This window comes from Kamptonema formosum PCC 10802 (genome assembly GCF_000332335.1).
Lineage (GTDB): Bacteria > Cyanobacteriota > Cyanobacteriia > Cyanobacteriales > Oscillatoriaceae > Oscillatoria.
Genome location: NZ_KB235948.1, coordinates 1,444,242 through 1,466,234, shown reverse-complemented (window position 1 = coordinate 1,466,234; position 21,993 = coordinate 1,444,242). Strand labels below are relative to the sequence as shown.

Genomic DNA, 21,993 nt, shown 5'->3' with positions numbered 1-21,993 from the left:
TTTAAGAGTGGCGAGGTATAGCAATGGACAGTCAGTTAAGGACAGGGCATCTGACTTACTAGTAGGGATAGGGACAGGCGAGACGTCTGTCCTACGTCCTAACCTAACTGGCTACTGCTATATTACTCACGGTTGGCATAATTTAGGTCGTCCTTAAATGCTTCCTCGCCGTAGTGCCGGCGCACGCCTCGCTCTCCCAGTAACTGCGCGAATTCATAATAGCTCATCCGAGCTAATTCTCGGGCTTTGCCAAAAGAGAGAAGCTCTTCGGCATATAAGGCAACCGCCAATTCTTTCAAAAGTTCCTGTTCCATCCGTTTTTCTGGCAGCGGGATGGCCTGCAGGATAGAATCAGGAATATTAAGTTGCAAACTCATCTGGTTTTCCTCCCGCCCAATGAAAGGCTGACGTTTATATTATACAGTCAGTCAGGGGGGAGCGTGGCGGGCAAGGGATAAAAATTTATCCTCTCCCTCGCCCCATCTTCCGCTGCCAAATCGGGACGCACTCCGGGTAGGGGAAATGTTCGCCCCTCTTCCCGCCAAAGGCGATATCGCCGGCCTCTGGTACAGGTTCTGATGGCCTGCCGGTGTCCCAACCTGAGGGCTTTCACCGTTCCATAGCATCCCGCAATTTATCGCGCCATCGCCCAGCCGTAGCTTTATCCGCTCCCGTAACCACCACCATCCAATCTTCTGTGTTGCAGCTAATATCTGCAGCGTACTTGTCAGCAAACCCTGAAACGTATTGCTTTGTAATATCACCCTTTTTAGTGAGATTTCTGAGTCCCTCTCGCTGCATGATGCGGTAGGCTTTATTCACACACTCATCATCGCTCATATTGTTATCCCGAAACGACCACCGCAAAGCAGGAGGGGGAGTTGCGGGTGATGCCGGTGCATTAGCGGGACGCGGTGGCAGATTTACACGATAGGGTGCCATAGCCTTCCAGAATCTATCTAACCACAGCCCAGCTGTATTTTTATCAGGCCCGGCAACGATTATCGCCGAATATCCTGACTTGCAGCTAATATCAACGGCGTAACTGCCAGCTATCCCTGAGACAAATAAATCTTCTTTATTGTAATTTAAGTTCTTGAAGCTGTCCTTCTGCATGATGCTATAGGCTTGGTCTAAACACTCATAAATGCCGGTATTAACATTTTGATACCCCCAGCGCAAGGCGGGAGGAGCGGTTGCTGCTGAGGGGGGTGGCGCAGGGGGTGAGCTGGGTTGCTGAGCGACAGGCGCTGCTGAACCCAAAGGCAGTTCGATTTGCGATGCCCAGGTCAAAAAGGTATTGATGGGAATACCCAAATTATCGCCATTCTTAACCACTTCCCCTGAGTCAAGCTTATCACCATCGGCGCGTCCGTGAATGCCAACTAACTTTCCCTCCTCATCCAGAACCGGCCCCCCACTCATCCCCTCCCGTGTGGGGATGTCGTAGATTAAATCGTAACCATCTCGCGTATTTGAGCGCCTTGAAATAATTCCTTCTTTGAAAGCTAAGTCGCGTTTTTTGATTTCTATTCCTGGTTTGGGGAACCCAGCAACATAAACTGGTGTGCCCTTTGTTACTTGTGCGGAATTGCCAAGACTGGCGACACCGTATGTTTTATCGCTGGTGAACTGCAATACAGCTAAATCCACACCGTCCATTGGTTTGACGGTGCTGTAGTTGACTGGATTTCCGTCCTTGGTATCTGGATTTCCGTTGCTGTCAAAGGTGACAACTTTATATTTTTTATTCTTATTTTCTACCACATGCTTGGCAGTAAGTACAGTATAGGTCTTCCCTTGTTTGGCGACAATCACCCCGGAACCGAAAGAGGAAGGGCCGGAAGATGGATGCCCCTCAATTAACACCGTGATATCGTTGGCAATCCCGGCAACCTGACGTGATGTCTTTGCCAAGGCAATATAAGGCTGCACCAGTGCTGCAGTCGCCACTGCACCGGCTAGCGCCACCGGCAGTCCGTAAGAAAACCTCATCTCTCCCTCTCCTCCACTCCCAAATATAAATCTAATTACTATTTACCTGTTTTTGACGCTTTTGTCAAACCGGCTTTCTTTGCGTGCGGGCTTTCCCATGTCCGCCTGAAGACTTCTGGTAAATGTCCCCACCGGGATTGCGAAAGCCAGGGGAATCATTTGCTCGCGCATCTGTGGGGTTGGCTCCGAGCCATCCTGAAATATATACGGATCGCCCCACAGGGGATAGGCGTGCATGCCATTAATCCCCACCAGCGCACCGGCACGATTGAGCACCGGCCCCCCACTCATGCCTTTTTCGATATCATTGGTGTATCCAAGCTGGTATCCCCCTTCCAAAGCTTTGTCCAAAACTAAGGAGACTTTGCCGGCGGTGAATTTGAACCCCTCTATCCCTGCGGGGGAGTTGGGGGGAAGCGACGCCTCATAGGAAAAGGGAAACCCACCGGCAAAGACTTCATCCCCCGGTGCCGGTGTCGCCCCCTGCTTCGCCACCGGATAAACCGTGCCGGTGCTGCGAAACTCCAGCAAAGCCAAATCGTTCCCCTGGAAAGACGCCCCCCGCAACTTTACTGTAGCTGGGTGTATCTTCCCATCTGGGGTTTGAATGCGATAGGGCGGATCTCCCGCAACGAGTACGTGCTCGTTTGTCACTGCAGTGTAAACGTCCCCTTGCAGCTGGATTAGGGTTCCTGAACCCCAACCGGATTCTGATGATGAGAGTACCTTGACGGTGATGGATTTGGCCAGCTGCTGCGAAGCCGTTGCGGGGGATTGAGGGGGTGCCGGTGTCACGTTGGGGACAGACACACCCGCCGGTGTTGCCGCTGTCAGCGCCACTGCTAAACTGAAGGCACCGGCAATCCGCCAGAGAGTCACAGGTTGCAACCCGAGAAAGCGCCAATTCATCTCTGAGTTAGTAAACTAGGGAGTGTCGCCCGATTCTGCCGGCCCAGCGCTGGGGGCGCTCTCTCCATCAGCCAGCTCTGTCTTCATAAATTCTTCCATATTGATGTAAAGCTGTTCCCCTGTACTTTCATTGAGGGCATTACCGGCAGCAAGAGCCCGGTCACTTAAAAGTCTTTTGAGAGTGAGCTGCGGATCGCTCCCCGGTTTGAGGGTAAATAGCAAGCCGGCGCAGTCACCGTCTTTGCGATTGGCAACGCAAACCACGGGCTGACCTTTCATTTTGCCAGTTATGATATATTTGAGCTTATTTTGGTTGTAGAATTCCTGGAATCGCTGAGAAACTATCTCGCAGCGCTGCTGGGGAGTCAAAGGCGGCGGGAAAAAGTTGGAAGTCCAGCTAATCACCGGCACGTTTCCCCGTGAGGTGCGGATGAGGGTTGTCGGTGCCTTGTCCCAGGTGCCGCAGTAGAACGTATTGCGCTGCTGAGCAGCTACAGACGCGATGAATCCCGTCTCTACCGCGATGGTAGCAGTTGCGCCTAACGCCACAGCAAGCGTAAACCGTCGCCCCAATAACTGGACTTTCACGATTGTGCCAACTCCCCTAATACCAGTTAAATTTTATCCGCCCTAAATTATCTCATAAGTATGGTACAGCCCACATCAGTAATTTTACAGAGACGCGCCTGGGGCGTTGGGGATGCCGGCACCGCGAGCATACGGGCAGAAGTGGGGTGCCTTGCAACGGGCGCGTCACGCACCTAAAGATCCTATTTACAGCAGTTGGACGCTCCCAGCGCCTGCGGCAAACCGGCAGGCGCGCCCCTCGGGTGCCAGCGGAAATACTTAGAAAGTGTTTGTGAAGAAATGTGAGGGAGTGAGAAACCGGGGCAGTCTCCGTGGGGGGGGCTGACCCTACAGGCCGTGTGTTATTACATATAGCGTTTCTCAGTTGGATGAACTATGGCCCAGAAACCCGGTTTCTTAAAGAAACCGGGTTTCTCAGTACCTCACAAAGGATGAGAAACGCTTACTTTACAAATAGACTCTTCCCGGAGATAGAGAGCCGGCGGCAAAGCTGTGGCCATTTCAGTTATCCTTAAATAAATGTTAAAGTTTGGCATTATTTTTCCAAGTGTTATAAAGTGCCGGCGGTGACGGGTGGGGTTGCGGTTCTACCTCCTGAGATCGCCACAAATCTGCCGCAAGGCGGATGAGTGTATCGAAAGCGTCTAATTAAGCTGAAAGAGCATCTGATAAAAAAAGTCCTTTCAAGAGGAGAACCGACATGCCTGTTACCCTTGAAGACGCCAAGCGCACTGCTATCGCGTCTAAATTGGAAGATATGAAGGCGCTGCAAAACCTCCTGATATCTAATGAAGAATATCTGATGAGCGCCTGCAGCGACCAAGAAATTCGCGATCGCGTGCGCGACATGCTGGAAGACGACCGGAAAAATCTGGGCATTCTGGAAACCGTGATCGTTCAGTACGGTGTGAAGGGACAGCCCAAGGACACAACGCAGCAGTTCATTGAGAAAGCTCAGAACATCATGCAAGGTTCTGAGTACAGTCTCTATGAAAAGGTTGCTGAGCATGAATTGCTCAAGCACAAGCAAACGATGGGCGGGTTGCTGATCCACAAAGCAGCGCAAGTTGCCGGTGCTGACATTGAAGCCGCGATCACTCCCTTGAATACGGTTAACTTTGAAAACCGGGCTCACCAAGAGCAGCTGAAAGGCATCCTGGAAATTCTCGGAACCCGCGAACTCACCGGTCAAGAGCCAGATCAGGGGCTGTGGGCGCGAGTTCAAGATGCAATCGCCGCCTTTACGGGGATTGCCGGCAGTGCGGTGACGCGCAGCGCCGACGAAATGAGCATCCGCGATATCATCCGCATGGATCACACCAAAGCCGACACTCTATTCATGGAAATTGAGCGGAGTGACGACGCACAAAAGATCCAAGAATATTTCGGCCAGCTCTACAAAGACCTGAGCGCACACGCCAACGCTGAAGAGCAAGTCGTCTACCCAGCTGTCCGCAGCTATTATAACAAAACCCAAGAGCTGTACTCCGAGCAAGCGGACATGAAGCAGATGCTGGAGCAAATGCGGTCCCTGAACCCCTCCGCACCCGACTTCAAAACCAATGTCAGCCGGCTGCGGGATATGGTTCACCACCACAAAAACCAAGAAGAAAACGAGATGTTCCCCATCATCCGCGACAACTTCAGCGACGAGCAGCAGCGGCAGATGGCGAGCGAGTTCAAGCGCGTTAAGAGCCAGCTGCAAGAGCAAATGGCAGCTTCCATGAGTTCCAGGAGTTCCATGAGATAGCTGCAACCTAATCCAGCTGCGATAGCCCAGTCTCAAACCTGAGGGCAGCAAGACACTCCCACCACTGCAGTGGTGGGACTTTTGTCCTGATACCTGACTTCTAATAAACTAGCTATAGCAATAGACAGCTCAGTAATGGACAAGGCATCTCACTTGCTAGTAGAGATAGGGGCGGAGGGAACGCCTGTCCTACGTCCGTTCCCTAAGTGGCTGCTGCTATATACCAAGGAGTAAAAACCGAGATGGACATTTTTGAGCTAATCCAAAAAGATCACCGCGAAGTCGAGAACCTGTTTGCCGAACTTGAGGGGACTCGCGACAGCAAGAAACTGCAAAAATTGTTCAACCAACTCTACAGAGAGTTAAGCGTGCATGCCGAATCCGAGGAATTAACCTTCTACCCAGCCATGCGCGAGTACGAGGAGACTGAAAAATTCCTTGACGAAGCTGAAGAAGAGCATGTCGATGTCAAGGTGATGATAGAAGAGATGAAATCAGTGAGCCTCAGCTCACCTGAATTTCGAGAAAGACTGACCGACCTGAAAGAGGCGGTCCAGCATCACGTAGAAGAAGAAGAAAACGAGGTGTTTCCCAAAGTTCGCCAGTGCATGAGCGCTGAAGAACTCGACCAGCTGGCGGAAGAGTTCCAAAACATGAGAAACCAGCTGGAGGACGAGATGATTGCGGTCACTTGAATGAGAAGCCGGTGTTGGGGAGGCGATCAGCGCCTCTCTTTTTCCTACCTAGAGCGCGTCTAAATCATTCGTGTGCATTTCAGAACCCCGGTTTCTTAAAGAAACCGGGGTTCTGGACCCGAGAGCGGTTGCGCAAATCATTTAGACCGGCTATATCCCGAAGTCGGGGCATCCTGAATCCCGCCGCGCAATACAATCCAGCCGGCTGCAGCGAGGATAGCGCTGCAGGCGAGAAATCCCAGATCCCATGCCAGCTGATTCGCACCCGGTTTCAGGTGATGGATGCCCAGTATCTGGTGGTTGATAGCACCTTCAATCAGGTTGAACAGCCCCGCACCCAGCAGCAAAGCCCCACCGAAGAGATTTGACGCTCCCGGCACTTTGCCCCGCTGACCGGCACGCCACAAAAACCAAATGCCGGTGCAGGATATCCCGTACATAACTGCATGGAAAAGTCCGTCCCAGAACATATTCTGCTTGATATTATAAACACTCGTTGCCGGCAAAACGCTCGCCAGCATCTGGTGCCATTGCAGAATCTGGTGGAACACAATTCCATCGAAGAATCCCGCCAGCCCCACGCCCAGCAGGATACCAGCCGCTACCAGCGGCTGGCTTTGGTTGCCCTCTCTACCGGTTGCCATTAGCCGTTAACAACTTCCCCGCCGTTAGGGTGCAAAATCTGTCCCGACATATAAGAAGAGTCATCCGACGCCAAAAACACATAGCAGGGCGCAATTTCTTCCGGCTGGCCGGCACGACCCATAGGCACTTGCTGCCCGAAACTCTCCACTTTATCTGCGGGGAAAGTCGAAGGAATCAGCGGCGTCCAAATCGGTCCCGGCGCTACGCCATTGACGCGAATTCCCTTTTCAACCAGCGCTTGCGATAGGGAGCGAGTGAACGCAACTATTGCCCCTTTCGTAGAAGAATAGTCAAGCAGCTGCTGGTTGCCCTGATAAGCCGTCACAGATGTAGTGTTAATAATCGCGCTTCCCCCTTTCAGGTGCGGTAGCGCCGCCTTCGTCAGGTAAAACATCGAGAAAACATTAGTGCGGAACGTCCGCTCCAGCTGTTCGGCGCTGATCTCCTCTATACTGGGCTGCGGATGCTGTTCGGCGGCGTTGTTCACCAGAATATCCAGGTGCCCGAAAGTGTCTACCGTCTGCTGCACCGCCAGCTGGCAAAATTTTTCGTCGCCGACGTCACCGGCAATCAGCAAGCACGAGCGGTCATATTCTCCCACCAGCCGTTTCGTCTCTTGAGCGTCCTCATGTTCGTTGAGGTAGACAATCGCAACTTTCGCTCCTTCTTTAGCGCAGGCAATCGCCACAGCGCGACCGATTCCGCTGTCACCGCCGGTGATCAGCGCCACCTTGTCCCGCAACTTGTCGCTGCCTTTATACTGCGCATCGTCTGACTTCGGTTTCGGCGTCATCTCCGATTCCAGTCCGGGACGCCGCTCCTGCTCCTGAGGCGGCTGCAGCTGCTGCTGTTCTGGCATAAAGCTCTCCTTCTTCAAACTTTTTGGGCTCTTCTTTACAAATAAAGCTTTCCCCACCTGTGAGAATCGCTCTTATTGCAGATCCCTCTCTCCAACTCCAGATAGAATATCGCCTTTTTCATATGAGTGAGGTGCTGAGAAACCCGGTTTCTTTAAGAAACCGGGTTTCTTATCCAAGTTCCGCTCCCTCCGCTTCCTTGGCGTCCCTTCACGAGGGCGGGTTATAAAAAAATATCCCCCTACAGTTACAAACCGGCGCAGCGACCTCTCTGCCTGCCGGCGTATTTCACCTAAAGCGGGGGAATTTTTTTGGGCTGCAAACCATTAATCGGCGGACCTTCGATCGCCCTGCCTGCTGGGCTGTAGCGCCCCCCGTGGCAGGGACAGTCCCAGCTTTTTTCCGCACTGTTCCAGTGCACGATGCAGCCAGAATGGGCGCACACCGGCGACAGGGCGTAAGTCGCGCCGGTCCTGTCGCGGTAAACCGCCACTTTTTCCCCATTAATATCGACAATTTTCCCCTCACCGGCCCCCACCTCAGACAAGCTGCTGGCTTCTGACACGAACCGGTCAGCAATAAACCGGGCGGCGACATCGAGATTTTCCGCCACCAGGCGAGTTGCGCCGGCGATTGGCACCCGATTCGGGTCATACAGCTGGCTCCAGGGATTGGGCTTGCCCTGAATCAGGTCAGCAAGCAGCACAGCAGCAGCGGTGCCGAAGCTGAGGTTGCCAGAGTAGCCGGTGGCGATGTAGAGGTGTTCGTGAGAGTTCGGCTTGCCAATAAAAGGCAAACCGTCCGCAGGTTCGTAGAATTGCGCCGACCACTTGCAGGTGACGGACTCGACCTCGTAGCGAACCCGCACGTACTCCTCCAAGCGCCGGTAACACGCCTCGGTGTCTGTCTCGTGACCGGTTTTGTGGTTTTCGCCACCGGCAATCAGAACCTCACCGCTGCTGTCTGTATAGCTGCGCGTGTAGTGTGACGGGTTTGCTGTGTCCCAAAACAGCCCTGCAGGCAGGGGCGCAGTGGGGCCAAAGCGCTTTTCTACCAGCCGCACGGCGAGCAAATAAGAGCGGTAGGGGGCTATTTTGGCGGCGACTCCCAGCAAGTCGGGGAGGCGGAACCAGTCGTGGATGGGGGTGCCGGTGGCGAGGATGACGTTTTGAGCTTTCGCGGAGCCTCGCTCGGTGTAAATTCGGCACGGCTGGCTGTCGCTGATGTCGAGAACGCGGGTTCTCTCAAAAATCAGACCTCCTGCGCGGGCAAACGCCTCCGCGAGTCCGTGCAGGTACTGTGCGGGGTGGAACTGCGCCTGACTGGGGAAGAGGATGCCGGCGCGCACTGGAAAGGGCAGGGGCGCGCTTGCTGTCAGGGTGGCGTCAATCCCCAGCTCTCGCGCGGCTTCCATTTCGTCTTCGAGATAGGGGAGGTCTTCGAGCGACTCGGTGTAGAGATAGGCGGGGACTCGCTGGAAGTGGCAGGAAATCCCCTCTTCTTGGATAAGCGCTGCGAGAAGCTCGATGGCGGCGCGGCACGACTGCACTGCGAGGGAGGCGTTTAGAGCACCGGCGCTAGAGATCAGCTGCTGGCAGCCGGCAGGGGGGACCTCTCTCAAGTGACCGCTGCTGTGGCCGGTGGTGCCGGTGCCGATTTTGCCCGCTTCGATGACGGCAACTCTCACACCGGCACGCGCCAGGAGTAAGGCGGCTGTCATGCCGGTGATGCCGCCCCCGACGACTGCCACATCGACGGCGATATCTGCGATCAGCTGGGGAAAGTGAGTTTCGGCAGTGGTGACGCGCCAGAAGGATGCCGGTTGGCTGGGTAAAGTCATCTGCGTGTTTTTCCCTATGTGCTTTTGGTGGATTGCGCAGCTGCGCCACCGAGGTCGCGGGCTCTGACGTCCGCTTTCTTGCTAGTTAACCTCAATGCCGGCTCAAAGACATCCGCTTCTAGAAGTATCTTATCTCAATGCAGCGGTGCCTGCCCCCGAATTTTGGCATGCAAAAAACGGCAGTAAAGCCTTTTCAGCGAGAGGCAAAAATACTGTCTGTCTGAACTTGATATTATTTCACTCCCTCACCGGCAGTCGCGCCAATCTACTCCGCAGTTCCTGCAGAGCGCAACAGATTTCCAGATCCCGGCTGCCTGCTTGCGTGAGCGCCGCTATAACTGCCCCGCCCGTTCGTCGGGGGTGTGGGTGGCCGGCTGGCTCAGGAATTTGACAGGCGGGACCGCTGGCGCTGCCAAATTCCTTCAAGTTTGGCCATCCCTTCTTCCGTGTAGCGCTTGGCCTCTTTCGGATTCTGAATCGCTTCCCACAATTCTGTCAGTGCCGGCAGGGTGAGGCACTCCCGCAGGAGGACGCCGCAGGCGCTCACCCACTGCTTGAGCTTGCGATAGCTGACGAAGTGCCCGCCGCGCCCCTTGATGTGCACCCACAGGACATGCTGCCACTTCTCCCATCTGAGGATGCTGCTGGGGTCAATCTTGAGCAGCTTGGCGATTTGCCAGCGGGTGATAGCGAAGGTTTTCGGGTAGATCAGGCGGCGGGGGAGTTTCATCATGGCGACCTCTGGTTTCTCAGCTGACATCTCTATGATAGCACACCCGCGTTACAACGTCAATGTTAAATTTTTGATATTATAACTTGTAGGCCCCAACACTAAAGAGGAGAGTATGTACCAAGTCAAAGTCAGGATCAAAGAGCTGTGCGAGGTTCGCAACTGGAGCATCAGCGAGCTGAGCCGGCGTTCCGGTGTCACCTACAGCACGGTTTGGCGTTACGCGACGCAGCCGATGAACAAGATGGAGATGGACCCCATCGGACGAATCAAGGAAACTTTCGGCTGCTCTTGGGACGAGTTGCTGGACCTCCAGGGGGACAGCTCTTTCGACAAGTAAGCTGTTGCGCATTTAATTTGCGCTATCTCCCTCTGTAGGGTCGCCCCCATAGTCCATAATTGCGTGGCTATGTTTGCTCAGTTCTTTCTGCGAATAGCAGATTAAGAGCATGGCTCAGCCGGTTTGAGATAGATAGTATTTTTTTGCGCAGGACGAAACCCCCTGGATGCCCGGGGTTTCAATCCAAAATCCAAAATCTAAAATCTCAAATTGGTATGAGTTGCCGCCGGCAGTCCTGTGCCAGCGCCCCCTCCCCGGGGGATGAGGCAAAAAAAAAGAGGCTCAAAACTGAGCCTCTTTCAGTTAGGTCTGTTCGCTCACCGGCTGGCGAGAAAATCATCCAGCGCCGGCACTTCCACCCAGGTGCCGGTGGCGCTGGAAAGGTGGCTTAAATCCATGAGCAGCTGGGAGTAAACCCCTTCGCGCAACCCTGGGACCGGCTGGGTGCCGGCATCAATCGCCCGCACCCACTCGTCGATAACTCGCGCCACCGGCGCAATCCTCCCGTCGGGGAAGATGCGGGGAAACGCCAGCCTTTCTGGCACTTTAATCTCAGCGAGGGGTTCGCCTCCCTGACTCCCCCACAGGCGGAACCCGTGGACGTAATCCTGCTGGCTGTCGCTGCCTAAGATTAAGGTGCCTTTTTCGCCGTACACTTCCACCCAGTGCCCGCGCCCCTGATAGGTTACTGAACTCAGGCAAACCTGACAGGGGGTTCCGTCTGCCAGTTCCAGCATCATCGCGCAGCTGTCGTCGGCATCCACCGGCTTGAGTTCCCCACCGGCAGCGGGGTCCGGGCGGGCGGGAATCGCGGTCAGCAGCTGGGCGGAAAGCCGGCGCGCCGGTGCGAACAGCCAGCTGATGTAATCGAAAATGTGGGAGCCCATCGCGCCCAAGACACCGCCGCCCCTGTCTTTTTGGGCGTACCAGTTCCAAGGGCGGCTGGCGTCTGCCCGACTCGACACTAAGCAATCTATTTTAATCAGGCGCTTTTTCCCGCAGTACCCCCCGGCGAGCAATTCTGCCAGCATTTGCCACGCCGGCACGAAGCGAAATTCAAAATCCATCGCCGCGATGCTGCCGGTAGATAGCGCCAGATTGTGCAGTTCCCGCGCTTCTGCTGCGGTCAGGGCTGCCGGTTTTTCTAGCAGCAGGTGCTTGCCGGCTTGTAATACGGCTTTCGCCATTTCAAAGTGGGCGAATGGCGGGGTGGAGATGCTGACCGCCCCCACTTCTGGCAGGGATACAAGTTTTTCTATTGTATCACAAGCATAGGGAATATTGTGAGCTAAAGCAATTGCTTTCGCCTTGTCGGGGTGCCGGTGGTAGACGGCGGCGAGGTGAATGCGGGGGTTCTCCCGCAAGGCGGGGATGTGGACTTTTTGCCCGAAGCCGGTGCCGGCAATTGCTACGCCGATGGCCGGCTGCTGTGCGGGTGAGGTTGAGGTTGAGGGCATGAAGTGCTATCCTGATTTCTTTTTCTTGCCTTTCCCGTATTTCGTTTCTTCCACCCACTCAATGACTTTGTGCCCCAGACGGGTGCTGTCGAGCCGGTCTATTTCGCGGATGCCGGTGGGGCTGGTGACGTTGACTTCGGTGAGGAAGCCGCCAATCACGTCGATGCCCACGAAGTACAGGCCATCCTCTCGCAGTTTGGTGGCGAGTTTGGCGCAAATAATGTGCTCTTGCTGGGTGAGTTCGGTTCTCGCCACTTTGCCGCCGACGGCCATGTTGTTGCGAAATTCACTGCCGCTGGGGAGCCGGTTGACTGCCCCAATGGGTTTGCCATTGAGCAGGATAATTCGCTTGTCTCCTTCTTTTGCCGCCGGCAGGTAGGTTTGAACCATCACCGGAATTTGACCCTGCTGGGTGCTGATTTCAATCAGGGAGTTGAAGTTGGGGTCTTTGGGCTGGAGGAAGACAATTCCCTCGCCGGCTTTGCCGCCGAGCGGTTTGAGGACGGCGGCTCCTTTGTGATCGACAAATTGCCGGATTACGGATTTGTCGCAGCTGACAATGGTTTCGGGAACTACTTTGGTGAACTGCATGGCGTACATTTTTTCGTTGGCAGCCCGCAGCCCGCGAGGGGAGTTTATCACCAGGGTTCTGGTTTCGTCAATGTAGTCGAGAATGTAGGTGGCGTACAGGTAGGCAACGTTGACGGGGGGGTCGGTGCGCATGAACACGGCGTCCATGTCTTCGAGGGGCTGCAAAACTCGCTCTCCCCGCTCATACCAGGAAGGCGCTTTCACCCATCCCCCTTCGATTAGCTGCACCGGCGTCAGCTTTACCTGTTCCAAGATTGCCCAAGCTTTGCCATCCACGACGCTCAGCCGGTTTGCCTGAGTTACCCACACTTCGTGACCCAGCGCCTGTGCCGATTCCATCAGCGCTACGCTGGTGTCGTGAGTGGGGTCGAGCCGCTGAATGGGGTCAATAATAAACGCAAGTTTCACCCTTGTACCTTCTCAATCTTGCCAAAAGCGCGGATTGTCAAACTTCCTTCACAGCGTGGACTGTAATAGGCGTTGATTGACTAGAATGTAGATGGACGCTCGGACTTCTAGCCCTCACAACCCAGTTAAAGATTGGGAGATTATCCCAATTCCGACAGACAGTAATCCCTCTGACTTAACTGTCAAGAGCGATAGGGGAGGTCTGGTATAGCAATAGACAGCTCAGTAATGGACAAGGCATCTTACTGAGTAGCAGGTATAGGGACAGGCGAGACGCAATTCCTACGTCTTAACCTAAGGTACAGGGTCGGACGGAACGCAATTCCTACGTCCTAACCTAAGTGGCTACTGCTATAGTGCATCCTCCGGCAGATAGCGCCTGTGTTCCCCTGATACTTGGGGGAAGGCACAAGCGTTGCTCTTTCCCCCCAGTAGGGTGCCAATCGCTCTGTCTGGTCCATCTGAAAAGGAACTATCGCGTTCTTTAGTCTATTACATTACCAGGCAGGGAACTTCGCGCGGTCTGCCGGCGGGGCGGGCAGAAGGGCGGGCCGGGTCTTTTTTAGCTTTTCTGCTTTTAATCTGCTTGTTGTATAAAGGGGTGTCTGCCGGCCTATCCCCATTTCCAGGGGGAGTCTGGGAACGCGAGATAGGGATAGCTAGTGCAAATTAAATGCGCAAGCCCTCCGGCGGCGCTCTAAGCTGGAGTGGTCTTCAGGAGTTCGTCGAGTTTTCCTTCGGCGTCTAGGGCGTGGATGTCGTCGCAGCCGCCGATGTGCCGGTCATTGATGAAAATCTGGGGCACGGTGCGCCGCCCGTTGGCGCGGAAGGCCATTGCAGCCCGCGCCGCTTCATCCCCATCGATGCTGTATTCGGTAAACTCAACGCTTTTGTTTCTCAGCAAGTGCTTGGCACGAATGCAGAAGGGACAGGTGCGCCAGGTGTAGATTTCTACTTTAGCCGCCATAGTATGCGCTTCGGTTTAAGTTTTATTAATTAAATTTTAAACGGGTGAAGCAAGTCTGTCTCGCCCCAGCCCGGGCCAAAAAAACCTAAGAAGACTTGTAAAAAAGCCGGCAGCAGTATCAGAACTGTCAGGCGTGGGGGTGCCGGAATCGAGAGAAGCGGGCATCTCTGCTGTTCCTTATCCCAACTGCAAGTTTGACAGCCGGCGGTCTGTTCCTGGTTGCAGCTGCACTAGGGCCACACTCTGCCCGGGGCACCTGTAGCGCCGCTTCGCCCATAGCCCGCGCCAGCACACGACAAAATTTGTCCCTGCCCAACAGGAGCGGGGAAATAAGCAATTTTGAGAATGGCCGGCGGCAGCTACAGGTCAAGCTGCGGCTGACTGACAGCTGGCTGTTTCCTGCGGCTTTTGTGAAGCATGCCGGCACCCATCAGCAATAAAGCCCCAACCGTACCGGGTTCCGGTATCTGCCGGGGGCCAGAGGACTCAGAGGTGGAAGGGTTGACAGCTGTTCCCTGACCGGTGCCGCTGGTGCCCAGACTGGTGCCCTCGATGCTTTGGTAGCGGACGCCAAAGTTATTCAGGGCAAACTTGTCAACAGAACCGCTGAAAGCCAGGGTGGCTGTGAACGTGCCCGTCTGCGGGTTGTCGGTCGTGGGGTTGTTGTCAACGCCGCCCGAGGTGCCTCCCTGACAGGTGTTGCCGTTGGTGAAGCACACGTCCACATCGCCGAACTGATTGGGGAACGCGCCGCTCCTGTCGTTGACGAAAAGCCCGATGGAGCGGGTGTCGCCGCTGTCAGAGGAGTTGCCGATTCCCTGGAGAGCCAGCCCGGAGCCGGTGCTGGTGCCGTTGAAATTCCAAACGTCGAAGCCCAAGGCAGAAGTGCGGGACAGGAGGGGGGCGCTAGTCGTGTTGGACAGGGTGATTTCAAACGCCGCCTCGGTTCTTGTGCCGCTTCTGAGATTGACGGTATTGAACCCCAGAAACTTAAAGGTGGCCTCCGAGGTCAGTCCAGTCACGTTTTGCGTGGCGACGTTGCCGTCAAAGTTGACGGAGAAGGTTTTGTTGAGATCGTCCGCACTTATGCCCACGCCGCTGCCGCTGTTCAGGAAGGTGAAGGCAGCAGCCGAAGGAGCGGCAGCCACAGAATACACCCCAGCTGAGGCTAGGACCGCGAGTCCAAAGGCTAGTTTTGATGGTGGCCTAAACATATTGCTTGACCGATTGCTACCTGTATATTTTTAGGATGGAACAAAATTCCCCGAAATGCACTGTGACCTGTCACGGTCACACTGTGTTTGCGATCACACCCTGTGGGCTCACTGGTCGATTTAAGGGTTGAAACCAACCCATCTCGCGCTCGTGTCGCAAAGCCCGCCAATTTCTAGGAGATCGTATCTAATCTAAATGTTCGGGGTGTGCGATGTCCATTGCGGATGGACAGCTTCTTCAAATCTTCATCTAAGACGCCCAGTTGATGAAGTTTTTGTGTGCCGGCTTTCTTTGGCGGCACGCCCCAGCAGGGAGATCTTCGGCAAGAGCGGGCGAGCGATAAGTAGATGCGCGGGACTTTTGTCCCCACTTTGGGCTGTTCTGCCAAACGGGATAGGCAGTCTTAACTATTTTATCTCAAATTTCTCCGGGTTTGTCAACAGTGAAATTACCAGTTCCCCCTCCGGGAAATTTGAAGTTTTTACCGGGGGGCGGCAGCGTAATGAATCAGCTGAGCGAGCCGCTGTCTGAGGGTTTCTAGCCCCAGCCCGCAGGAGGCTGAAATAAAGACTGCTTGGGGGAATTCCTCTCTCGCCAGCGCCAAGGTGTCCCCACCGGCCAGGTCTATTTTGTTAAATGCCAGCAGTGCCGGTCCGGGCGTCACCGGCATGTCTGCCAAAATTGCCATTACGGAACGAATTTGGCTCTGCCATGCGGGATGGGACAAGTCCACGAGGTGCAGCAAGGCGTCGGCTTCCGTTACCTCTTCCAAGGTAGCGCGAAAGGCGTCAATCAGCGCCGGCGGCAATTCGTGGATGAAACCAACTGTATCTGTGACTACAATTGACCGGGGATCGCCGGTGACGGCATCGGCAATCACGAGGCGGCGGGTGGTGGGGTCGAGGGTGGCAAATAGCTGGTCTGCCGTATAAACACCGGCATCTGTCAGTGCGTTGAGCAGGGTGGATTTACCGGCATTGGTGTAGCCGACTATGGCCACGGAGGGCACTTCTTGATGCTGGCGCTGCTGGCGCATACGGGCTCGGTGGGCTTGCAGCTGGTTGACTTCTTGCTGCAGTCGCGCTATCCGCCGCCCGATGGCGCGGCGCTCTGTTTCCAGTTTGGTTTCGCCAGGACCTCTGGTGCCGATGCCGCCGCCGAGTCTGGACATGGCTTGCCCCCTGCCGGTGAGGCGGGGGAGCATGTATTCGAGCTGGGCTAGCTCGACTTGCAGTTTGCCGGCTCCGCTGCCGGCGCGCTGGGCGAAAATATCCAAAATCACCTCCGTGCGATCTACTACGCGGACGCCGATTTGGGTTTCCAGGTTGCGCGCTTGTGCCGGTGAGAGATCGCGGTCGAAGACGATCAGGTTTGCCCCAACGGACTGGGCGGCGAGGGCGATTTCTTGGACTTTGCCTTCGCCGACGACGGTTTGCGGGTGGGGGTGGGGGCGGCGCTGCTGCAGGGTGTGCAGGACTTGGCCGCCGGCTGTGTCCACCAGGCGGGCGAGTTCTGCCAGTCCGTCCTCGAACTCCTGGCGGGTGGTGCCGTCGGTCATTACGCCCACGAGAAGGGCGCGGTCAATGCCGGCATCCACTTCCTCGGCGGTGAATTCCCGCTCAAATTCGGCTTCCAGCGCTTCGACGAGTTCCAGGAAGTCCTGGTTGGCGAGCAGGTCCAAGTTCAGGGGCGGGAACACGATCCAGCCGGGGGCTCCCTGTCCGTCTCCGTCCTCGGGTTCGGGGAGGAGATGGGCCAGGTAGGTGTCCCTGACATAGCCGGTGGCTCCCCCGCCCCGGCGCTCAAAACCCTGGCCGGTGAGGGTGAGCAGCACCAGGGCGTCCAGCCGCTGCAGGGCCATTGCGGTGAGGGCGCTCTCGTCTGGGGGGGCGTCTTTGAGGCTGGTGGCGACGCAGCGAATGCCGCTCAGGCGACCGGCACCGTAGCGGGGCAATTCCAGAGGGGGAATTTGGGTTTGGCGGGGGGTGCCCACGCCCACGCGGATCACCTGTCCCCGCCGGTTGATGTAGGCGCACACCGGCTGCCCAATTTCTGTGCTGATGGCGGCGAGGCGCTGGCCGAATTCCGGCGTGACAGTGCTGTCGCCGGGAAGGCGCTGGTGGTACAGCCGCTGAAGCTGTTTCAGCTGGCTGGATTTTAGACCTTGCAGGTTGCCGTAGACGGTTTCGATAGGCGTGTGTGGTCAGGTATCTGGCCACCTAAGGGTCAGGGGTTCTTACCCCTATCTTATCGCGGGGTGCCGGTCCGGTGCCGGGAAAGCCGGTTGGGGCCGGCTCGGGGAACGGCTCAGGTAAAGAAAAGTTAAATTGCATTTACTAGTGTTAATTTTATGCCACAATAAGTTAAAATTAATATACGCTCAGTTTCAGGAAGCGTGGCTCACTATGAAATCCCAATTGTTTGCGCCGGCAGTCGCCGGCTTAACGCTGGCCCTCGGCACCCTCCCTGTCCTGACTCCTCCCAGCCAAGCTCAAACAGCTACCTACTTTTGCGGTGAGGGTAAGAACGGCGTTCCCACGACTTTCGCCCGCAACGCCACCGGCAGGAAAATTGAAGTGATTAGGTGGGCAAAGGAGTGGGGCGGCGGGATTAGCCGCGAAGATCGCTGCAAGATCGTTTCCGAGAGATTCCAAAGCGCTTCGGCAAAAGGCATCCTCAGTTACCTCACGCATGGGGTGATGGGAGGTCAAAAAGTCGTGTGCGCCGCCAGTGAGTACGGAGCTCCTTGCAGCGACTTGCTCTTCACCCTCCGACCGGAAGACGATCCGGCTGCCGTGATTAACGCCCTGTTTGGCGTGGGCTATCGGGCTAAAGGGCCGCTCTCTCAGGGAAATGGCGAGAGTCAAATCTATATTGACATGAACCTGCTCCTGCAGGAAAGAAAGTAGTTGGGCTTTAGCCCAAAGGTTCGTAGTTGGGCTTTAGCCCAATAGGTTTGTAGTTGGGCTTTAGCCCAAAGGTTCGTAGTTGGGCTTTAGCCCAAAGGTTTGTAGTTGGGCTTTAGCCCAATCAGTTTGTAGTTGGGCTTTAGCCCAATCCAGTTTGTATAGCACTAGCCACTTAGGTTAAGACGTAGGACAACAGTCTCTGCTGTCCCAGAGACTTTGAGGGCAGGCGAGACGCCTGCCCTACGCCTATATTTCGTATCGAGCGTGTCCATTACTGAGCTGTCTATAGTTGGGCTTTAGCGCCACCGCCGGCAAGCCGGTAGGGCTAAAGCCCAACTACAAACCTTTTCAAGTCACAGGGGAAAATGAATAACAGGTTACTATTTCTGATTGCCGGCACCGGCACCTTACTAATGCTCCCGGCACCGGCGTTTTCCGCACCGGCACCCAACACTCCAGCGCCGGCATTCCAGCTGGCTTCCCAACTGCCGGAAGCCCAGCTCAAACAAATCGCCCAGTCGGTGACTGTCCGGGTTTTAGCCGGCGACAGCGGCGGTTCCGGGATTTTGATTAAAAAAGAGGGTGAGGTCTATACTGTCCTCACCAACCAGCACGTCCTCGAACCGGGAAAACCGGCTCGCATTCGCATCGAAGCGCCCGACGGCCAAATCTACCCGGCTGATTTGGTAAAAAATGTTAATTTTCAGTCAAAAGACTTGACTTTGTTGCAGTTTCGCGCTAAGGCGAATTATGCCGTGGCGGCTTTGGGGAATTTGGGAACGGTGGCGATTAATGAGCCGGTGTTTGCGGCGGGGTTTCCTTATGAGAGCGGGTTTGCCTTTACGGCGGGACAGGTTTTGTATGTGCCGGCGCGAGCCTTTAAGGAAGGCTACCAGATAGGGTACAGCAATGAGATTGAAAAGGGCATGAGCGGTGGGCCAATTCTCAATGGCCAAGGGCGAGTGATTGGGATTAATGGCATTTACGCCGATCCCTTGTGGGGAGATCCTTATATCTATGAAGACGGTTCGCGCCCGACGGCGGGGGAGCGGGATTTGATGCGCCGGTACAGCTGGGGAATTCCCATGCAGACTTTTGCGCAGCTGGCTCCCGCCTACGCCGGACAGGCCGCACTGCCGGCAGCCAATTCTCTCCCTGCTTCCAGTTTACCACCCATCGCCAATGATGTCAACAATATTGCCAAAGAAATTACGGTTTTGATAGAGTGGCCAAATGGCAACGGTTCCGGGGTGATTGTTGCCAAGCAGGGGAGCACTTATTATGTGCTGACGGCGGAGCATGTGGTGCGGAACCAGACAAATTTTGAGGTAGTCGCCCCGGATGGCAAGCGATATGCGGTGGCGGTGAGCGACAGCAATGTCAAGCGTTTGCCGGGGGCGGATTTGGCGGTGGTGCAGTTCAGCAGCAGCGAAAATTACCGGGTGGCAACTCTGGCAAACTATGATTTGAAACTGGGAGAAGGGGGGTTTGTTTTCACTTCGGGGTGGCCCAAGGCAGGGGCGGGCGCTCAAGCCAGCCGGTTATTCACGGCGGGGGGTATTTTCAGCAGGGAAGAGGGGGCTGCGCTGGGGAAGGATTCCCTGTCTTTGACTTACGGGTACGAACTGGTTTATACTAATATTACCGAAGCGGGGATGAGCGGTGGGCCGGTGCTGGATATGCGGGGGCGGGTGATAGGAATTCACGGAAGGGCGGATGGAGAAAAAACGGTGGTAGATCAGGCGGGTTCGCAGGTGCGTTCCATTCAGCTGGGGTACAGTTTGGGGGTGCCGGTGAGGACGTTTGTGAATTTGGCAAAGGAGGTGGGGGTAGATCCCGGTTGGCTGAGGGTGGAGAAAGATGCGCCGCCGGTGCTGACAAAAGTTGAAAGAAGTTCAATCCAGGAAAGTGTGCTGACAGTAGATGCGCCCGGTGCCAGTGGGGATGCTGTTGCGTGGCTGAATTATGGCAATCAGCTGTGGCGGTTGGGAAAGAATGAAGAAGCGCTGGCGGCGTTTGATCGGGCGATTAAAATTCAGCCGGCTTTCTATCAAGCTTGGTACGCGAAGGGGGTGACGCTGAAATTCCTGGAGCGATATGAAGAGGCGATTGCAGCTTATGACAGGGCGATTCGAGAAAGTCAGGAGAAATTCGCGCCCGCTTGGCGGAGGCGGGGTGGGGCGTTATATTCGGTGAAGCGATACGAGGAGGCGCTGGTTTCTTTTGACAGGGCAATCGCTCTAGATCCCAATAATTTTATCGTTTATGCGTGGCGAGGTGATGTGCTGGATAAGTTAAAGCGCAAGAAAGAAGCCATAGCTGATTACAGCAGGGCGATTGAACTGAATCCTGGTCACCCGTATGCCTACTTGATCCGGGGTGTTGCCCGCTATGCTTTGGGAGACAAGCCGGGGGCGATTGCGGATTACAATAAGGCGATTGAACTCAAGCCTGACTTTGCCGAAACCTACCTCATCCGGGGTATTACCCGCTATGAGTTGGGAGACAAGCAGGGGGCGATTGCGGATTTCAATAAGGCGATTGAACTCAAGCCTGCCTTAGTCAAAGGCTACCTCAACCAGGGTATTGCCCTCAATCCTGATTTCTCGTCTGTCTACTTGCTCTGGGGTTTTGCCCGCTATGAGTCTGGAGACAAGCAGGGGGCGATTGCGGATTTCAATAAGGCGATTGAACTCAAGCCTGACTTTGCCGAAGTCTACAGAAGCCGGGGTATTGCCCGCTATGATTTGGGAGACAAGCAGGGGGCGATTGCGGATTACAATAAGGCGATTGAACTCAAGCCTGACTTTGCCGAAACCTACCTCATCCGGGGTATTACCCGCTATGAGTTGGGAGACAAGCAGGGGGCGATTGCGGATTTCAATAAGGCGATTGAACTCAAGCCTGACTTTGCCGAAGTCTACAGAAGCCGGGGTATTGCCCGCTATGCTTTGGGAGACAAGCCGGGGGCGATTGCGGATTACAATAAAGCGATTGAACTCAAGCCTGACTATGCCGAAGCCTACAGAAGCCGGGGTATTGCCCGCTATGATTTGGGAGACAAGCAGGGGGCGATTGCGGATTACAATAAGGCGATTGAACTCAAGCCTGACTTAGCCGAAGCCTACTACAGCCGGGGTGTTGCCCGCTATGCTTTGGGAGACAAGCCGGGGGCGATTGCGGATTTCAATAAGGCGATTGAACTCCAGCCTGACTTAGCCGAAGCCTACTACAGCCGGGGTGTTGCCCGCTATGCTTTGGGAGACAAGCCGGGGGCGATTGCGGATTTCAATAAGGCGATTGAACTCCAGCCTGACGATGCCGGTGCCTACGTCAGACGGGGTTTTGCCCGCTATGATTTGGGAGACAAGCCGGGGGCGATTGCGGATTACAATAAGGCGATTGAACTCAAGCCTGACTTAGCCGAAGCCTACTTCATCCGGGGTGTTGCCCGCTATGCTTTGGGAGACAAGCCGGGGGCGATAGCGGATTACAATAAAGCGATTGAACTCAAGCCTGACTATGCCGAAGCCTACGGCAGCCGGGGTGTTACCCGCTCAGATTTGGGAGACAAGCAGGGGGCAATTGCGGATTACAGTAAGGCGATTGAACTCAAGCCTAACTATGCCGAAGCCTACTACAGCCGGGGTGTTGCCCGCTATGCTTTGGGAGACAAGCAGGGGGCGCTTGCGGATTACAACCAGGTGCTCACAATTGATAAAAAACAGTTGCCGGCTCTTGTTAAGATTGGCTTAATCAAGTACGAAATGGGAGAAGTGGAAGAAGCCATCCGCCAGTGGCGCTCTGCAGTTGAAATTGACGGCAAGCAAGCCGAACCACAACTGGCGCTCGCAGTGGCGCTCTATGCTAAGGGCGATACCCAACAGGGTTTAGCAATGGCAGAAGCGGCGCTGAAGTTGGATAGCCGGTTTGGGAAATTAGAGTTTCTCAAGGAAAATCTCTGGGGAGACAAGCTGCGAGCAGATGCGAAGAAGCTTTTAGAAACTCCCCAAATTCAAGCCCTCCTATCCCAGGCAAAGTCCACCGCACCGGCGAGGGATTAAGGCTTTTGATGCGGGGGTGTATCCGCACCCAAC

Annotated in this window: 18 protein-coding genes; 5 read left to right on the top strand and 13 right to left on the bottom strand. The window is 55.3% G+C overall.

Annotation, left to right across the window (positions count from 1 at the left end):
• Positions 1–122 precede the first annotated feature (122 nt).
• From OSC10802_RS0106290 to OSC10802_RS38890, 4 genes are all read right to left on the bottom strand, one after another.
• Positions 123–377 (bottom strand): UPF0175 family protein, encoded by a 255-nt coding sequence (locus OSC10802_RS0106290; protein WP_017715935.1) that lies wholly within the window; start codon positions 375–377, stop codon positions 123–125.
• Positions 378–609: 232 nt separating this feature from the next.
• Complete coding sequence (locus OSC10802_RS44015; protein ID WP_017715934.1) at positions 610–1,995, bottom strand: S1 family peptidase; 1,386 nt, start codon at positions 1,993–1,995, stop codon at positions 610–612.
• A 42-nt stretch (positions 1,996–2,037) separates the two neighbouring features.
• Entirely contained in the window at positions 2,038–2,904 is an 867-nt protein-coding gene (locus tag OSC10802_RS0106280; protein WP_017715933.1) for a S1 family peptidase, read from the bottom strand.
• A 15-nt stretch (positions 2,905–2,919) separates the two neighbouring features.
• Complete coding sequence (locus OSC10802_RS38890) at positions 2,920–3,492, bottom strand: COP23 domain-containing protein (RefSeq protein ID WP_017715932.1); 573 nt, start codon at positions 3,490–3,492, stop codon at positions 2,920–2,922.
• A gap of 700 nt (positions 3,493–4,192) precedes the next feature.
• Between OSC10802_RS38890 and OSC10802_RS0106270 the strand changes: the two genes are divergently transcribed.
• Together OSC10802_RS0106270 and OSC10802_RS0106265 are read left to right on the top strand one after the other, a co-directional pair.
• Positions 4,193–5,242: a hemerythrin domain-containing protein gene (locus OSC10802_RS0106270; RefSeq protein ID WP_017715931.1), complete on the top strand. Its 1,050-nt coding sequence runs from the start codon at positions 4,193–4,195 to the stop codon at positions 5,240–5,242.
• A gap of 206 nt (positions 5,243–5,448) precedes the next feature.
• On the top strand, positions 5,449–5,937 hold the full coding sequence (locus OSC10802_RS0106265) for a hemerythrin domain-containing protein (protein WP_198525071.1): 489 nt from the start codon (positions 5,449–5,451) through the stop codon (positions 5,935–5,937).
• A 137-nt stretch (positions 5,938–6,074) separates the two neighbouring features.
• On the opposite strand, the gene OSC10802_RS0106260 is transcribed toward OSC10802_RS0106265, so the two are convergent.
• The 4 genes from OSC10802_RS0106260 to OSC10802_RS0106245 all read right to left on the bottom strand — a co-directional run bounded on the left by OSC10802_RS0106260 (position 6,075) and on the right by OSC10802_RS0106245 (position 10,039).
• Positions 6,075–6,581, bottom strand: coding sequence for a DUF2243 domain-containing protein (locus tag OSC10802_RS0106260; RefSeq protein WP_017715929.1), 507 nt, complete (start codon positions 6,579–6,581; stop codon positions 6,075–6,077).
• Positions 6,581–7,441 carry an SDR family oxidoreductase gene (locus OSC10802_RS0106255; RefSeq protein WP_017715928.1) on the bottom strand — a complete coding sequence of 287 codons (861 nt, stop codon included), beginning with the start codon at positions 7,439–7,441 and terminating at the stop codon, positions 6,581–6,583. The genes OSC10802_RS0106260 and OSC10802_RS0106255 overlap by 1 nt, the downstream gene beginning before the upstream one ends.
• 290 nt (positions 7,442–7,731) lie before the next feature.
• Positions 7,732–9,279 (bottom strand): FAD-dependent oxidoreductase, encoded by a 1,548-nt coding sequence (locus OSC10802_RS0106250; protein ID WP_017715927.1) that lies wholly within the window; start codon positions 9,277–9,279, stop codon positions 7,732–7,734.
• A gap of 379 nt (positions 9,280–9,658) precedes the next feature.
• Positions 9,659–10,039 (bottom strand): hypothetical protein, encoded by a 381-nt coding sequence (locus OSC10802_RS0106245; RefSeq protein WP_232731629.1) that lies wholly within the window; start codon positions 10,037–10,039, stop codon positions 9,659–9,661.
• Positions 10,040–10,124: 85 nt separating this feature from the next.
• Between OSC10802_RS0106245 and OSC10802_RS0106240 the strand changes: the two genes are divergently transcribed.
• Positions 10,125–10,349 carry a helix-turn-helix domain-containing protein gene (locus tag OSC10802_RS0106240; protein ID WP_017715925.1) on the top strand — a complete coding sequence of 75 codons (225 nt, stop codon included), beginning with the start codon at positions 10,125–10,127 and terminating at the stop codon, positions 10,347–10,349.
• A gap of 317 nt (positions 10,350–10,666) precedes the next feature.
• Here OSC10802_RS0106240 and OSC10802_RS0106235 read toward each other — a convergent pair whose 3' ends face one another.
• From OSC10802_RS0106235 to hflX, 5 genes are all read right to left on the bottom strand, one after another.
• Entirely contained in the window at positions 10,667–11,806 is a 1,140-nt protein-coding gene (locus tag OSC10802_RS0106235) for a Gfo/Idh/MocA family protein (protein ID WP_017715924.1), read from the bottom strand.
• Between the two features lie 6 nt (positions 11,807–11,812).
• Positions 11,813–12,805: a glutathione synthase gene (gshB, locus tag OSC10802_RS0106230; protein ID WP_017715923.1), complete on the bottom strand. Its 993-nt coding sequence runs from the start codon at positions 12,803–12,805 to the stop codon at positions 11,813–11,815.
• Between the two features lie 697 nt (positions 12,806–13,502).
• Positions 13,503–13,772 carry a glutaredoxin 3 gene (gene grxC, locus OSC10802_RS0106225; protein WP_017715922.1) on the bottom strand — a complete coding sequence of 90 codons (270 nt, stop codon included), beginning with the start codon at positions 13,770–13,772 and terminating at the stop codon, positions 13,503–13,505.
• Positions 13,773–14,131: 359 nt separating this feature from the next.
• A complete protein-coding gene (locus OSC10802_RS0106220; protein WP_232731628.1) occupies positions 14,132–14,920 on the bottom strand; it encodes a cistern family PEP-CTERM protein in 789 nt (262 codons plus the stop codon).
• Positions 14,921–15,468: 548 nt separating this feature from the next.
• Complete coding sequence (gene hflX, locus OSC10802_RS0106215; protein ID WP_017715920.1) at positions 15,469–17,025, bottom strand: GTPase HflX; 1,557 nt, start codon at positions 17,023–17,025, stop codon at positions 15,469–15,471.
• A gap of 367 nt (positions 17,026–17,392) precedes the next feature.
• On the opposite strand from hflX, the gene OSC10802_RS0106210 reads away from it, so the two are divergent.
• A complete protein-coding gene (locus OSC10802_RS0106210) occupies positions 17,393–17,896 on the top strand; it encodes a COP23 domain-containing protein (protein ID WP_017715919.1) in 504 nt (167 codons plus the stop codon).
• 365 nt (positions 17,897–18,261) lie between these two features.
• On the top strand, positions 18,262–21,960 hold the full coding sequence (locus OSC10802_RS38885) for a serine protease (protein ID WP_017715918.1): 3,699 nt from the start codon (positions 18,262–18,264) through the stop codon (positions 21,958–21,960).
• Positions 21,961–21,993: the final 33 nt, after the last annotated feature.

Coding starts and splice junctions, on each gene's coding strand:
- OSC10802_RS0106235 (WP_017715924.1), bottom strand. CDS start 11,806: ATGCCCTCAACCTCAACCTCACCCGCACAGCAGCCGGCCATCGGCGTA.
- OSC10802_RS38885 (WP_017715918.1), top strand. CDS start 18,262: ATGAATAACAGGTTACTATTTCTGATTGCCGGCACCGGCACCTTACTA.
- OSC10802_RS0106250 (WP_017715927.1), bottom strand. CDS start 9,279: ATGACTTTACCCAGCCAACCGGCATCCTTCTGGCGCGTCACCACTGCC.
- OSC10802_RS0106290 (WP_017715935.1), bottom strand. CDS start 377: ATGAGTTTGCAACTTAATATTCCTGATTCTATCCTGCAGGCCATCCCG.
- OSC10802_RS0106260 (WP_017715929.1), bottom strand. CDS start 6,581: ATGGCAACCGGTAGAGAGGGCAACCAAAGCCAGCCGCTGGTAGCGGCT.
- OSC10802_RS0106240 (WP_017715925.1), top strand. CDS start 10,125: ATGTACCAAGTCAAAGTCAGGATCAAAGAGCTGTGCGAGGTTCGCAAC.
- OSC10802_RS0106270 (WP_017715931.1), top strand. CDS start 4,193: ATGCCTGTTACCCTTGAAGACGCCAAGCGCACTGCTATCGCGTCTAAA.
- OSC10802_RS0106255 (WP_017715928.1), bottom strand. CDS start 7,441: ATGCCAGAACAGCAGCAGCTGCAGCCGCCTCAGGAGCAGGAGCGGCGT.
- grxC (WP_017715922.1), bottom strand. CDS start 13,772: ATGGCGGCTAAAGTAGAAATCTACACCTGGCGCACCTGTCCCTTCTGC.
- OSC10802_RS0106280 (WP_017715933.1), bottom strand. CDS start 2,904: ATGAATTGGCGCTTTCTCGGGTTGCAACCTGTGACTCTCTGGCGGATT.
- OSC10802_RS0106245 (WP_232731629.1), bottom strand. CDS start 10,039: ATGTCAGCTGAGAAACCAGAGGTCGCCATGATGAAACTCCCCCGCCGC.
- OSC10802_RS0106210 (WP_017715919.1), top strand. CDS start 17,393: ATGAAATCCCAATTGTTTGCGCCGGCAGTCGCCGGCTTAACGCTGGCC.
- OSC10802_RS44015 (WP_017715934.1), bottom strand. CDS start 1,995: ATGAGGTTTTCTTACGGACTGCCGGTGGCGCTAGCCGGTGCAGTGGCG.